This window comes from Janibacter limosus, from assembly GCF_004295485.1.
GTDB classification, from domain to species: domain Bacteria; phylum Actinomycetota; class Actinomycetes; order Actinomycetales; family Dermatophilaceae; genus Janibacter; species Janibacter limosus_A.
In genome coordinates this window covers 2,400,306-2,413,181 of sequence record NZ_CP036164.1, presented here as the reverse complement: position 1 = coordinate 2,413,181, position 12,876 = coordinate 2,400,306, and the positions used below count along the sequence as shown (strand labels likewise).

Below are 12,876 nucleotides of genomic sequence, written 5' to 3'. Positions count from 1 at the left end.
GTCCTCGCAACCGCCGGGGCCCATCTCGTCGCATCGGGCGCAGGGCATCGGGCACAGGATCGCGTCTGGTTCGGCGGCGCGGTCTGGTTCGGCGGCGGGGTCTGGTTCGGCGGCGGGGTCAGCATCAGCGGCGGGGTCGGGGTCCGGATCGGGGGCCATGCTCCATACTCGGTGCCCGGGCGCCGTACCGCCGGAGGTCTCCACGCCTGTGGGCCGACGGCGTCCTTCGGCGAGGGGTGTGGATTGCCGAGTCCGGGGTGATGGCGGAGTTCCGGGGCGATGGCGTGCGCGGGCTTCCGCAGGTTTGTTGCAGGAGGTCTCCTGCCCCTCCGGCCATGACTCATCCCATGCATCGCGATTCATGCCATGAGTCATGGCCGGAGTAGCCGGGACGAGGTGCCGAGGTGCCGAGCCCGCATCGCGATTCACGTCGTGAGTCACGGCCGGAGTAGCCGGGACGAGGTGCCGAGGTGCCGAGCCTGCATCAGTGATTCACGGCGTGAGTCACGGCCGGAGCGGCCAGGACGGGATCTCGGGTGCCGGCGCCGGGTGCCGGCACCGGGCTGGGCCCGACGCCATAGGCTGGCGGGCATGCCGAGCCTGGACCTCACCGCCGACGTCGTGACCCTCACCCAGCAGCTGTGCGACATCGAGTCGGTCAGCCACGACGAGGCGGCCATCGCGGACGCGATCGAGGCCGCGCTGACCCCCCTTCGTCATCTCGAGGTGATCCGCCGGGGCAACACCGTCATCGCCCGCACCCACCTCGGCCGCGAGGAGCGGGTCGTGCTCGCCGGACACATCGACACCGTGCCTCTCACGAGCGAGCCGGCCAACCTGCCGGTCCGCCGCGAGCAGGTCGGCGGCGTCGAGGTCCTGTGGGGCCGCGGCACCGTCGACATGAAGGGAGGCGTCGCCGTCCAGCTCAAGGCCGCCCTCCTCGAGGAGCCGAGCCGCGACATCACCTTCCTCTTCTACGAGGCCGAGGAGGTCGACGCGATCCACAACGGGCTGCAGCTGCTCGCCGAGTCCGACCCGGACCTGCTCGCCGCGGACTTCGCCGTCCTGCTCGAGCCGACCAACGCGGCCGTCGAGGGCGGCTGCAAGGGCACCATGCGGGTCGAGGTGCGGCTGAAGGGCATCGCCGCGCACTCCGCCCGCCCGTGGAACGGCCACAACGCGATCCACGACGCCCACGAGGTCCTCGCCGCACTCGCCGCCCACGAGGAGGCGACCGTCCACGTCGACGGGCTGGACTACCACGAGGCGCTACAGGCCGTCGGCATCACCGGCGGCATCGCGGGCAATGTCATCCCCGACAGCTGCACCGTGCTCATCAACTACCGCTTTGCCCCCGACAAGGACGCCGAGGCCGCGCTGGCCTACGTGCAGACCGTCCTGCCCGGCCGCGAGCTGCACGTGCGCGACCTGGCCGAGGGTGCCCGCCCCGGGCTCGACCTGCCGGCCGCCCAGGCCTTCGTCGCCGCCCTCGGTGTCCCCGTCGGGCCCAAGGAGGGCTGGACCGACGTCGCCCGCTTCTCCACGCTCGGCATCCCCGCGGTCAACTTCGGCCCCGGCGACCCCAACCTCGCGCACCACGACGAGGAGCGCTGCCCGGTCGAGCAGATCGTCACCGCGGAGCAGGCCGTGCTCCGGTGGCTCGCGTAGGGTCGCGACCGTGACGGATCAGGGGAAGAACTCAGAACGCTGGTACCACAAGGGCCCCGTGCTCATGCGTGGCCGCCAGGTGCCCAAGTCGACGACCGACCAGCGACTCCTCGACGACAAGGGCCACGCCGACTGGTTGCACACCGACCCCTGGCGGGTGCTGCGCATCCAGGCCGAGTTCGTCGAGGGCTTCGGCGCGCTCGCCGAGCTCGGTCCGGCCGTGAGCATCTTCGGCAGCGCCCGCACCCCGACCGACTCCCCGCGCTACGCCGACGGCGTCGAGCTCGGCCGGCTGGTCGCCGAGGCGGGGTACGCGGTCATCACCGGGGGAGGCCCCGGCGCGATGGAGGCGGCCAACCGGGGAGCCCGTGAGGCCGGCGGCACGAGCGTCGGGCTCGGGATCGAGCTGCCCTTCGAGGCGGGCCTGAACCCCTACTGCGACCTCGGCATCAACTTCCGCTACTTCTTCGCCCGCAAGACGATGTTCGTCAAGTACAGCGAGGGCTTCCTCGTGCTGCCCGGTGGCTTCGGCACCCTCGACGAGGTCTTCGAGGCAGTGACCCTCGCCCAGACCGGCAAGGTGACCGGCTTCCCGATCGTGCTCATCGGCACCGAGTACTGGGCCGGGCTGCTGAACTGGCTGCGCGACTCCGTCCTCGAGGGCGGGATGATCAGCGCCGACGACATCGACCGGCTCTACGTGACCGACGACCTCGTCGACGCCGTCGAGCACGTCAAGCGGGAGTCGGCACGCGTGCGTCCCGAGACCCCGAAGCAGCCGGAGTAGTCGATGGTCTGGATCCTCTTCGCCCTGGTGGCCGTGCTCGTCGTGCTGGTCCTCGCCGCGGTGCTCGCCGGCCGCCTCAGCCCGGACCCGATGGCCGAGGCGGTCGGCACCGCGCCGCACCACGGGCTGCCGGACACCGACTGGCGGGCCGACGACATCGACCAGGTCCGCTTCGACACCGCCCTGCGCGGGTACCGGATGGACCAGGTCGACGACGTGCTCGACCACCTCCAGCGGCGGGTCGCCGAGCTGGAGGAGCGCGCGGACCGCCCCGTCGAGCGGCGTGATGACGGCACCGGCCTCGTCTGACACCGCGACCACCGCCGGCGAAGGGGGAGCCCCCCGCCCCGCGCGGTGGCGCACCTCCGCCGGCCGATCCGAGATCGGTCGGGCGGTGCTGGCGCGTCCGGTGCGCTCGCTGCTCGTCATCTACGCGATCAGTCGGGTCGTGGCGGTGCTCGCCATCTGGATCGCGGCCCACTACTACCAGTCGCCCGCCGGGGTCGGTCACCTCCACCCGGGGCTGGCCGACATGTTCCGGCTGTGGGACACCGAGTGGTACCGGCGCATCGTCACCGACGGCTATCCCATCCCCCTTCCGTCGGACCCCGAGACAGGGCAGATCACCTACAGCGCGTGGGCCTTCTTCCCGCTCTTCCCCGCCATGGTGCGGCTGATCATGCTCACCGGGCTGGGCTTCACCGCCTCGGCGATCCTGCTCAACCTCGCGCTCGGCGCCGCCGCGACCCTCCTGGTGTGGAAGGTCATGAGCTTCCCCGGCCACGCCGCCAGCCAGCCCGCCCGCGAGCGGCTCGCCTTCGTCGCCGCGGCCCTGTGGTGCTTCTACCCCGCCACCGGGGTGATGGTCCTGCCCTACACGGAGGCGCTCGCGGCGGCACTCATCGCCGGCTCGCTCCTGATGCTCATGCGCGGCCGCTACCTCACGGTCGCGCTCATCGCCCTCCTGCTCGGCTTCACCCGGGGGGTCGCCGCGCCGCTCGGGCTGGCGGTGCTCGCCCACCTGTGGCTGCGCTGGCGGGAGGAACGGTCGAGCGGCACCGCTCCCTTCGCCCACGACCGGCTGCGGATCGTCATCATGTGCCTGGCCACCGGGGTCTCGGGGGTCGCGTGGCCCGTCACCGTCGGCTACCTGTCGGGCCTGCCGGACGCCTTCTTCCAGGTGCAGGCCGCATGGGGTCAGCGCCCCGACGTCGGCCCCTTCGTCCTGTGGTTCAGCTGGGCCTGGGAGCAGCGCGGGCTCTTCTCGCTCGTGGTCATGGTCGCCCTCGTCGGCACCTACCTCGCGCTCGTCATCGGTCGGCACGGTGCGTGGATCCCGCTGGAGGTGCGGATGTGGGCGCTCGTCTACCCGCTCTACCTCTTCGCGGTCGTGCGACCGATCACCAGCATGTGGCGCTTCCTGCTGCTCGACTTCCCCCTCATGGCCCTGCTGGCGTCGGTCACCATGCGGACCTCGACCGGGGGTCGGGTCGTGCGGCACTGGCGCCGTCGCGCGGTGGTCGTCGTCGTGCTCCTGGCGCTCGGCGTCGTCGCCTGGTCGTGCGGCCTGCTTCCCTACGTGCCGTGGCACGTCACCCCGCCGTGACGCCGTACCCCTGATTAGGCCGACGGCATCGCCGGGGTGGATAATGAGCGCAAGCGTTGGCGCGGATGCGCCGCCGGCTGGTGAGGCACTGGTCGGTTTTGGACCGAAGGGAACGCACATGGCGGCAATGAAGCCACGCACGGGGGACGGCCCGCTCGAGGTCGTCAAGGAGGGTCGCGGCATCGTCCTGCGCATGCCGCTCGAGGGCGGTGGCCGGCTCGTCGTGGAGATGAAGCCGGACGAGGTCCTCGCCCTCGGTGAGGCCATCGACAGCTGCGAGGGCCTGCAGAAGAAGTAGTCCCCGTCGAGGAGCCCCCGGACGCCGTGCGTCCGGGGGCTCTCGCGTACCCGGGCGTTCGGATGATGACACGGGGCTGTCCCGCGTCAGGGCCACTGGTTACGGTGCTCGGACACTGCTGACTGGCCCTCGGGCCCGAGGGGATTGCGAATGAACGCTGGATATGGACTCGCCGTCCGTTGGTCGCTGACCGACGCACCCACCGATGTCGCCGCGCGTCTGCGCGAGTACGTGGTCGGGACCTCGATGGCCAACTTCATGTTCCTCGACGGACTGGCCTTCAAGACCTGGCGGATGGTCGAGGGCGAGTGGTTCGAAGGCACCTACGTCTTCGACGCGGCCAAGGACCGGGACGAGTTCTGCGAGGACTTCACCGGCAAGGCGGCCGACTCCGCCGGCAGCCAGATCATCGGGTCGGCCCCGACGGAGATCACGCCCTTCGAAGTCGTCGCGATCGCCGAGGGTCCCGCGCAATTCCGCCGCGGACCCGGTCCCGGGAGCTGACGCTCAGCGCTTGACGGCCGCGAAGAGCCCGTCGCCCACCGGCAGCAGGCTGGGGATGAGCCGGTCGTCGTCACGCAGCTGCTTGCCGAGGTCGCGCAGCAGGACGGTCGTGGCATCGCGCGACGCGGGGTCGGCCACCCGGTCGTGCCAGAGCATGTTGTCCATGGCCAGCACCCCGCCGGGCCGCAGCAGCCGGATGGCGTGCTCGACGTAGTCGGGGTAGCCCTCCTTGTCGGCATCGATGTGCACGAGGTCGTAGGACGCGTCGTTCATCCGCGGCAGGACGTCGAGGGCGCGACCGGTGATGACGCGGGTGCGCTGCACGGCGACACCGGCAGCGGCGAAGGAGCGCTTCGCGCGCAGCGCGTGCTCCGGCTCGATCTCGATGGAGGTCAGCACACCGTCCTCGGGCATGCCGCCCAGCAGCCACAGGCCGGAGGTGCCGGCCCCCGTCCCGACCTCGATGACGTGGCGGGCACCGACCGCGGCCGCGAGGAGGCGAAGGGCGGCGCCGCCACCGGTGCCGATCGGCACCGCTCCGAGCTCGCTCCCGGTGCGACGAGCGGCCTCGGCGGCCTCGTCCTCGGGGATGAACTGCTCGGCGTAGGCATGGCTGTTGAGCTGTGCGGCGGTCATGGGAGTCCACCCTAGTCCGGGTCCGCATCCCCAGACTTCCTTCAGGTTGGGCGGTGACCATGGACACCGTGAGCAGCGATCCCGCGACCACCACAGACCCCCGGCCCGACTGGGTCCCGCCGACCTGGACCGAGGTCGTCGAGGAGCACGGCGCCCGGGTGTACCGCCTGGCCTACCGGCTGACCGGCAATGTCCACGACGCCGAGGACCTCACGCACGACGTCTTCATCCGGGTCTTCCGCTCGCTCGACGGCTACACCCCGGGAACCTTCGAGGGGTGGCTGCACCGCATCACGACCAACCTCTTCCTCGACCGGGCCCGCCGCAAGCAGCGGCTGCGCTTCGACGCGCTCACCGACGAGTTCGCGGCGCTGCTGCACAGCGGGACGGCCAGCCCGGAGCAGGTCTACATCGAGCACCACCTGGACGCCGACATCCAGCGGGCGCTCGACGCGCTGCCGCCGCAGTTCCGCGCCGCCGTCGTCCTGTGCGACATCGAGGGCCTGACCTACGAGGAAGTCGCCGAGACCCTCGACATCAAGCTCGGCACCGTCCGCTCGCGCATCCACCGCGGCCGGGCACTCCTGCGCGAGAGCCTCAGCCACCGGGAGCCCGCCCCGTCCACGCGCACCGAGAGCCGCCGCCGTGGTGGTTCCGGCTTCCCGATGGCGCGCCCGGTGACCGGCACCCTGTGACGCCGGGGCCCGCACGACAAGGCAGAATCACAGCATGAGCTCTCCGCACCCGGGTGAGGAGCCCCACCCCTCGGTCCCGCCCGCCGAGCCAGCAGGACCGACCTTCTCGGCCGACGGGCACCTGAGCAGCAGCCACGTCGGCACCGAGCACACGCAACCCGTGCCGCAGAGCCCGTACCTGCCCTACGAGAGCTTCGAGCAGCCCGCCGGCCACGAGCAGACGGCCCAGTACCCCGTGGCCGCATACCCCCACGAGTCCGCACCCACGGCGGCGTACGCGCACGCCGCGCCCGCGCCGACGCCCCCCGCACCGACGCCTCCCGCACCCCGGCCCCGTCGACGCGGACCCGGCTGGGTGGGGGCCGGCGCGATGACCTTGGCCGCTGCTCTCCTGGCGGGCGGCATCGGTGGTGCGGGCGGCAGCCTCCTGGCCGGCGACGACGGCGGTGGGCCGACGATCGTCCAGCGCGACGGCAACCCGACCCAGCGCCCCGACGGATCGATCGCCGCCATCGCGGCCGCCGCCGTGCCGAGCGTCGTCACCGTGCGGGTGCGTGGCGCTGGCGGCGACGGGGGGACGGGCTCCGGCTGGGTCTACGACGACCGCGGTCACGTCGTCACCAACGACCACGTCGTCGACGCCGCGGGCGCCGACGGCAAGGTGAGCATCGAGCTGACCGACGGCACCCGGCTGCCCGCCACGGTGGTCGGCCGGGACTCCTCCTACGACCTGGCCGTGCTCAAGGTGGCGCCCGGCGACCTGAAGCCGCTGTCGATCGGTACCTCCGGCGACGTCGTCGTCGGCGACGAGGTGGTCGCCGTGGGCTCGCCCCTCGGCCTCGGCTCGACCGTCACCGCCGGCATCGTCTCGGCGCTGGAGCGCCCGGTCACGGCCGGCGAGGCGGGGAACGAGTCCTTCATCTCCGCGATCCAGACCGATGCGGCGATCAACCCCGGCAACTCCGGCGGACCGCTCCTGGACGGCGACGGCAACGTCATCGGCGTCAACTCCGCGATCGCCCAGGTCCCCGGGCAGGGGCAGGCCTCCGGCTCGATCGGCGTGGGCTTCGCCATCCCCTCTGACGTCGTGGTGCGCACGGTCGACCAGCTCATCGCCACCGGCAAGGCGGTCCACCCGATGATCGGTGTGAGCCTGGACCGGCGCTGGAGCGGTGAGGGCGCCAAGGTCCTGCAGGACTCCGACGTGCCGGGCGGTGATGCTGTCGTCCCCGGCGGACCGGCCGACGACGCAGGCATCAAGCCCGGCGATCTCATCACCGAGATGGACGGGCGCCGGATCACCGACCTCGACCAGCTGATCACGCGGATCAGGGCTCAGGCCGTGGGGGATAAGGTCACCCTGACGGTGCGCAGGGACGGCAAGGACCAGGAGCTCACGATGACCCTCGAAGCGGCGAAGGAAGGCTGACCGATGCCGGTCCACGGGAGCGAGTTCCTCGTCCTGATCCTCCTCGCCTTCATCATCCTGGGCCCCAAGCAGCTGCCGGAGTACGCCGCCAAGCTGGCCCGCGTCATCGTCAAGGCACGTCGCATGGCCAACGACGCCAAGGTGCAGCTCAAGGAGCAGATGGGTCCCGAGTACGAGGACCTCGACTGGCGGCAGTACGACCCGCGGCAGTACGACCCGCGACGCATCGTCAAGCAGGCGCTCCTGGAGCCCCTCGACGACGCCTTCCGTCTCGACGACAAGCCGGCGAGCACGAGCTCCGTCGAGGACGAGCCCGACGCCGCGGCGCCCGCTGCCCTGCTCCCCGCCGGCACCCCCTGGGACCGCGAGGCAACCTGAGCCCACCGTGAGCACGCCGAAGGGGGGCCGAGGAGATCAACTCTCCTCGGCCCCCTTCGTCGTGGTCGAGCTGGTGGTCAGCGACCCGTGGGGGTGAGCCCCAGGCTGCGGCCGGCGAGTCCGCGGGAGCGGGTGGCCAGGCCACGGGCGATGCCGCGCAGCGCGACCGCGGCGGCCCCGTCGGGGTTGGACAGCACGGTCGGGGCGCCGTTGTCGGAGCCCTCGCGCAGGGAGACGTCGAGCGGGATCTGGCCGAGCAGCGGCACGTCGGCGCCCATGGTGCGGGTCAGCGAGTCGGCCACGGACTGGCCGCCGCCGGAGCCGAAGATCTCCTGGCGCGACCCGTCGGGCAGCTCGAGCCAGGACATGTTCTCGATGACGCCGACGAGGCGCTGGTGGGTCTGCATCGCGATCGACCCGGCGCGCTCGGCGACCTCGGCCGCCGCCTGCTGCGGGGTCGTGACCACGAGGATCTCGCTGTTGGGGATCAGCTGGGCGATGGAGATCGCGATGTCACCGGTGCCCGGCGGCAGGTCGAGCAGGAGGACGTCCAGGTCGCCCCAGAAGACGTCGCCGAGGAACTGCTGCAGCGCGCGGTGCAGCATCGGGCCGCGCCACACGACGGGCTGGTTGCCGGGGACGAACATCCCGATCGAGATGACCTTCACCTCGGAGGCGATGGGCGGCAGGATCATGTCGTCGACCTGCGTCGGTGCGTGCGTGACGCCGAGCATGCGCGGGATGGAGAAGCCGTAGATGTCGGCGTCGACGACGCCCACCTTGAGGCCCTCCTGGGCCAGCGAGGCAGCGAGGTTGGCGGTGATCGACGACTTGCCGACGCCGCCCTTGCCCGAGGCGATCGCGTAGACGCGGGTCAGCGAGCCGGGCTTGGCGAAGGGGATCTCCTTCTCGGCCTGGCCGCCGCGCAGGTGGGTCTTGAGCTCGGCGCGCTGCTCGTCGTTCATCACGCCGAGCGTGACCTTGACATCGGTGACGCCCTCGATGCCGCTCAGGGCCTTGGTCGTGTCGGTCGTCAGCGTGTCCTTCATCGGGCAGCCGGAGACGGTCAGCAGGATGGTCGCGGTGGCGAGCCCGTCGGCGTCGACAGCGGCCGTCTCGACCATGCCGAGCTCCGTGATGGGGCGACGGATCTCAGGGTCGATGACCGTCTCGAGCGCGGCGCGCAGCTGCTCGTCGGTGATCGTGGGGTGGGGAGCCATGCGTCCATCGTAGGTCCGAATTTTTCACGGCCTCACGTGGGTCTAATCACCAGCGTGGTTCGGGATCACCCGTCGGCTCGTCCGGCTCGACCTCGTCGCGCCGGCGGACCTGGAGACCCTTGGTCTCCATCTCCTCGAGCAGGTCCCGCAGCTCGCTGCGGATGAAGTCGCGGGTCGCCGCGTCGCGCAGCGCGATCCGCAGCGCCGCGACCTCGCGGGTGAGGTACTCGGTGTCGGCGAGCGCCCGCTCGGCCTGCACCCGGTCCTGCTCGAGGGCCACGCGGTCGCGGTCGTCCTGACGGTTCTGCGCGAGGAGGATCAGCGGGGCGGCGTAGGAGGCCTGCAGCGACAGGATGAGCGTGAGCAGCGTGTAGTTGAGCGACCGGGGGTCGAACTGCGCGGCCTCGGGCACGAAGGTGTTCCACGCCAGCCACACGACGACGAAGAGCGACATCCAGATGAGGAACCGGGGCGTGCCCATGAAGCGGGCGAACTTCTCCGAGATCACCCCGAAGGCCTCGGTGGAGAAGGCCGACGGGCGTCGGATCAGCTGGCGGCGCACCTCCTGCGGGGTGTCCACACGGCTCTGGCGGCGCTCAGTCATCGGTCACCTCGTGCCGATCGTCGCGCCAGTCCTCCGGGAGGATGTGGTCGAGGACGTCGTCGACCGTGACCGCGCCGAGGAGGCGCTCGCCCTCGTCGACGACCGGCGCCGAGATCAGGTTGTACGTCGCGAGCGTGCGGGTCACCTGCCCGAGCGGGGCCTCCGGGCGAAGGGGGTCGATCGCCTTGTCGAGGTAGCGGCCGATGCTCTCGTGCGGCGGCTCGCGCAGCAGGCGCTGGATGTGGATCATCCCGAGGTACTTGCCGGTGGGGGTCTCGAGCGGGGGCCGGCAGACGTAGACGGTGGCGGCCAACGCCGCGGTGATCTCCTCGCGGCGCACGACGGCCAGGGCCTCGGCCACGGTGTCCTCGGGCGCGAGCACGACCGGCTCGGTGGTCATGAGTCCACCGGCGGTGTTCTCGTCGTAGCTGAGCAGGCGACGCAGCGGCTCGGCGTCGTCGGGCTTCATCAGCTGCAGCAGCGTCTCGGCCCGCTCGGGGGGCAGGACCGACAGGAGGTCGGCCGCGTCGTCGGGGTCCATCGCCTCGAGGACGTCGGCGGCGCGCGACTGGGTGAGCATCGCGAGGATCTCGCCCTGGTCGTCGTCGCCGAGCTCCTGGATGATGTCGGCCAGCCGGTCGTCGTCGAGGGCGGCGATGACCGCCTCGCGGCGCTCGGGGGCGAGGTCGATGACGACCTCGGCGAGGTCGGCGACCTTGAGGTCCTCGACGGACTCGAGCAGCTTGACCGCGGAGTGCTCGGCGGCGCTCACCGACGCGGAGAGGCCGGTCACGTCCTCGACCGGCACGGTGAAGGTCTCGCCCCTGCGGCGCACGAGGAGGCCTCGGCGGGACTGGCGGCCACCGCGGACGAAGACCTTGGTCACCGACCAGTTGCGGCTGGCGGACTGCTCGACGCCGACGTCCTCGACGGTCGCGTCGACCTGGCCGTCGTCGGTGCGCACGGTCACCGGGCGCTCGAGCAGGTCGGCGAGGACGAGGGTCTCGGTGGCGCGCTGCTCGAAGCGGCGCATGTTGACCAGGCCGGTGGTGATCACCTGGCCGCCCTCGACCGAGGTCACCCGGGTCATCGGCACGAAGACGCGTCGGCGTCCCGGGACCTCGACGACCAGACCGATCACCCGGGGCCTGCGGGAGGGGGAGAAGGTGACGACGACATCGCGCACCCGTCCGACCTGGTCACCGAGAGGGTCGAAGACGTTGAGACTCGCCAGGCGCGCGACGTAGAAGCGGGTGGGAGCACTCACGGTCACAGACTAACCGCGGGTGCGACGGGGATCGGTCAGCCTCGACGGCCGCGCCCGCCCAGGTGCCAGGGGCGTCGCACGCGGGTGCCGGCCGCGCCGGCGGTGACGGGTGCGGCCACGCGGGCGCTGCCGTCGGGGCCGGGCCTCCCGGGGGCCTGCACGGGTGCGCCGAAGGGAGCCAGCAGCCAGATCGTCGACTCGCTGCGCCACCTCTGCAGCAGGTCGCCCGGAGCGTTGAGCCGGACGGTGAGCAGGGCCGCAGCGGCGGGGTCCCACCACGGGTTGTCGGGAGTCAGGGCCTGGGCGCGCGCTCGCAGGGTCAGCAGGCGGCCACCGTTGCCCTTGCTGCGCAGCACTAGCTCCAGCTGCTCGGGGAGGGGGCCGAGGTCGTCCTCGGCGCCGCCGGAGACGAGCAGGACGTGCCCGTCGAGGTCGTCGCTGCCGGTCGCGAACCACGTCATCCGCTCGCCCGTCGGCAGCCGCAGCCACAGGATGTCGGACTTGCCCAGCGCCTCCGTCGTGAGGGCGGAGAGGTTGACCTCGCTCATGTCGCCAGCGTAGTGGGGCGGGGGTGCGCGGGGGCGCAGGTCGCGCAGTCACCGTGAGCTCCCGCGCCCGCGGGTGAAGTCGGTCATAACCAGTGGGGGAGGCCGCTTGCTAGGTTTCCCGGAGAATCCCCCTTCGCTCCCCCTGAGAGGACTCGAGCCACACATGCGTAGTGCCAAGGACTTCTTCACCCCGCTCGCCGTGGGTGCACCCACGCCCGTCCGCGAGGTGCCCGCCCGCCCCAGCCGGATGATCCACTTCTTCGACCCGAGCAACGAGAAGATGGCGGCCAAGGTCCCCGCCATGGTCGGCGTCTCCGACGTGCTGCTCGGCAACCTCGAGGACGCCGTCGTCGCGGACAAGAAGGAGGCCGCCCGCGCCGGCCTGGTCAAGATCGCCAAGGAGGTCGACTTCGGTGAGCACACCCAGCTGTGGACCCGCGTCAACGCCCTCGACAGCCCGTGGGTCCTCGACGACCTGACCACCCTCGTGACCGAGGTCGGCGACAAGCTCGACGTCATCATGGTCCCCAAGGTCCAGGGCCCCGAGGACATCCACTACGTCGACCGGCTCCTCGCGCAGCTCGAGGCGAAGGGGGGCGTCCAGCGCCCGATCATGATCCACGCGATCCTCGAGACCGCCCGCGGCATGGCCAATGTCGAGGAGATCGCCGGCGCGAGCCCGCGCATGCAGGGCATCTCGCTCGGCCCGGCCGACCTCGCGGCCGACCGCCGGATGAAGACCACCCGCGTCGGTGGCGGCCACCCCGGTTACCTCGTGCGGCAGGACCCGACCAAGGGTGCCGACGGGAGCCCCGACTACCAGGGCCAGCGCACCGTCTTCCAGCAGGACCTGTGGCACTACACGATCGCGCGCATGGTCGACGCCTGCGCGATGCACGGCATCTTTCCCTTCTACGGGCCCTTCGGCGACATCAAGGACACCGTCGCCTGCGAGGACCAGTTCCGCAACGCCTTCCTCCTCGGTTGCGTCGGCGCCTGGAGCCTGCACCCGGTGCAGATCGAGATCGCCAAGCGCGTCTTCAGCCCCTCCGCGGAGGACGTCGCGCACGCCCGCCGCGTCAAGGAGGCCATGCCCGACGGTGCGGGTGCCGTGATGATCGACGGCAAGATGGAGGACGACGCCTCCTGGAAGCAGTGCATGGTCATCCTCGAGCTCGCCGAGCGGCTGTCGGCCAACGACCCGGAGCTCGCCGAGCTCTACGCGAAGGCCTGAGC

At 71.5% G+C, this 12,876-nt stretch carries 15 protein-coding genes; 10 read left to right on the top strand and 5 right to left on the bottom strand.

Features of this window, described 5'->3' with window-relative positions; translation table 11 throughout:
• The first annotated feature begins 591 nt into the window (after positions 1–591).
• The 6 genes from dapE (at position 592) to EXU32_RS11410 (ending at position 4,863) form a co-directional block, all read left to right on the top strand.
• Complete coding sequence (gene dapE, locus EXU32_RS11435; RefSeq protein ID WP_130630021.1) at positions 592–1,668, top strand: succinyl-diaminopimelate desuccinylase; 1,077 nt, start codon at positions 592–594, stop codon at positions 1,666–1,668.
• 10 nt (positions 1,669–1,678) lie between these two features.
• Positions 1,679–2,455 carry a TIGR00730 family Rossman fold protein gene (locus tag EXU32_RS11430; RefSeq protein ID WP_130630020.1) on the top strand — a complete coding sequence of 259 codons (777 nt, stop codon included), beginning with the start codon at positions 1,679–1,681 and terminating at the stop codon, positions 2,453–2,455.
• Positions 2,456–2,458: 3 nt separating this feature from the next.
• Positions 2,459–2,764 carry a DivIVA domain-containing protein gene (locus EXU32_RS11425; RefSeq protein ID WP_130630019.1) on the top strand — a complete coding sequence of 102 codons (306 nt, stop codon included), beginning with the start codon at positions 2,459–2,461 and terminating at the stop codon, positions 2,762–2,764.
• On the top strand, positions 2,742–4,061 hold the full coding sequence (locus tag EXU32_RS11420; protein ID WP_130630018.1) for a hypothetical protein: 1,320 nt from the start codon (positions 2,742–2,744) through the stop codon (positions 4,059–4,061). Before EXU32_RS11425 ends, EXU32_RS11420 begins: the two co-directional genes overlap by 23 nt.
• 118 nt (positions 4,062–4,179) lie before the next feature.
• Positions 4,180–4,359: a DUF3117 domain-containing protein gene (locus tag EXU32_RS11415; RefSeq protein WP_055996295.1), complete on the top strand. Its 180-nt coding sequence runs from the start codon at positions 4,180–4,182 to the stop codon at positions 4,357–4,359.
• Positions 4,360–4,509: 150 nt separating this feature from the next.
• Entirely contained in the window at positions 4,510–4,863 is a 354-nt protein-coding gene (locus tag EXU32_RS11410; RefSeq protein ID WP_130630017.1) for a hypothetical protein, read from the top strand.
• A gap of 3 nt (positions 4,864–4,866) precedes the next feature.
• Here the strand turns inward: EXU32_RS11410 and EXU32_RS11405 are convergent, their stop codons facing one another.
• Complete coding sequence (locus EXU32_RS11405) at positions 4,867–5,499, bottom strand: O-methyltransferase (protein WP_130630016.1); 633 nt, start codon at positions 5,497–5,499, stop codon at positions 4,867–4,869.
• A 59-nt stretch (positions 5,500–5,558) separates the two neighbouring features.
• On the opposite strand from EXU32_RS11405, the gene sigE reads away from it, so the two are divergent.
• Genes sigE through EXU32_RS11390 form a run of 3 tightly spaced genes read left to right on the top strand, consistent with a single transcriptional unit; the run spans position 5,559 to position 8,001 of the window.
• On the top strand, positions 5,559–6,194 hold the full coding sequence (gene sigE, locus EXU32_RS11400) for an RNA polymerase sigma factor SigE (RefSeq protein WP_130631172.1): 636 nt from the start codon (positions 5,559–5,561) through the stop codon (positions 6,192–6,194).
• Positions 6,195–6,228: 34 nt separating this feature from the next.
• Positions 6,229–7,623, top strand: coding sequence for a S1C family serine protease (locus tag EXU32_RS11395; RefSeq protein ID WP_207233785.1), 1,395 nt, complete (start codon positions 6,229–6,231; stop codon positions 7,621–7,623).
• 3 nt (positions 7,624–7,626) lie between these two features.
• Complete coding sequence (locus tag EXU32_RS11390) at positions 7,627–8,001, top strand: preprotein translocase subunit TatA (protein WP_130630015.1); 375 nt, start codon at positions 7,627–7,629, stop codon at positions 7,999–8,001.
• 77 nt (positions 8,002–8,078) lie between these two features.
• Here EXU32_RS11390 and EXU32_RS11385 read toward each other — a convergent pair whose 3' ends face one another.
• From EXU32_RS11385 to EXU32_RS11370, 4 genes are read right to left on the bottom strand one after another with little or no spacing between them, the layout of a single operon-like run.
• Positions 8,079–9,221, bottom strand: coding sequence for an Mrp/NBP35 family ATP-binding protein (locus EXU32_RS11385; RefSeq protein WP_130630014.1), 1,143 nt, complete (start codon positions 9,219–9,221; stop codon positions 8,079–8,081).
• 46 nt (positions 9,222–9,267) lie between these two features.
• Positions 9,268–9,825, bottom strand: coding sequence for a DUF1003 domain-containing protein (locus tag EXU32_RS11380; protein WP_130630013.1), 558 nt, complete (start codon positions 9,823–9,825; stop codon positions 9,268–9,270).
• Positions 9,818–11,092: a magnesium transporter MgtE N-terminal domain-containing protein gene (locus EXU32_RS11375; RefSeq protein ID WP_130630012.1), complete on the bottom strand. Its 1,275-nt coding sequence runs from the start codon at positions 11,090–11,092 to the stop codon at positions 9,818–9,820. The genes EXU32_RS11380 and EXU32_RS11375 overlap by 8 nt, the downstream gene beginning before the upstream one ends.
• A 35-nt stretch (positions 11,093–11,127) precedes the next feature.
• The gene (locus EXU32_RS11370) at positions 11,128–11,640 is read right to left on the bottom strand and encodes a hypothetical protein (protein ID WP_130630011.1); all 513 of its coding nucleotides are present in this window, start codon (positions 11,638–11,640) and stop codon (positions 11,128–11,130) included.
• A 163-nt stretch (positions 11,641–11,803) separates the two neighbouring features.
• Here EXU32_RS11370 and EXU32_RS11365 point away from each other — a divergent pair, with 163 nt between their 5' ends.
• Entirely contained in the window at positions 11,804–12,874 is a 1,071-nt protein-coding gene (locus tag EXU32_RS11365; RefSeq protein WP_130630010.1) for an HpcH/HpaI aldolase/citrate lyase family protein, read from the top strand.
• The last annotated feature ends 2 nt before the right edge of the window (positions 12,875–12,876 follow it).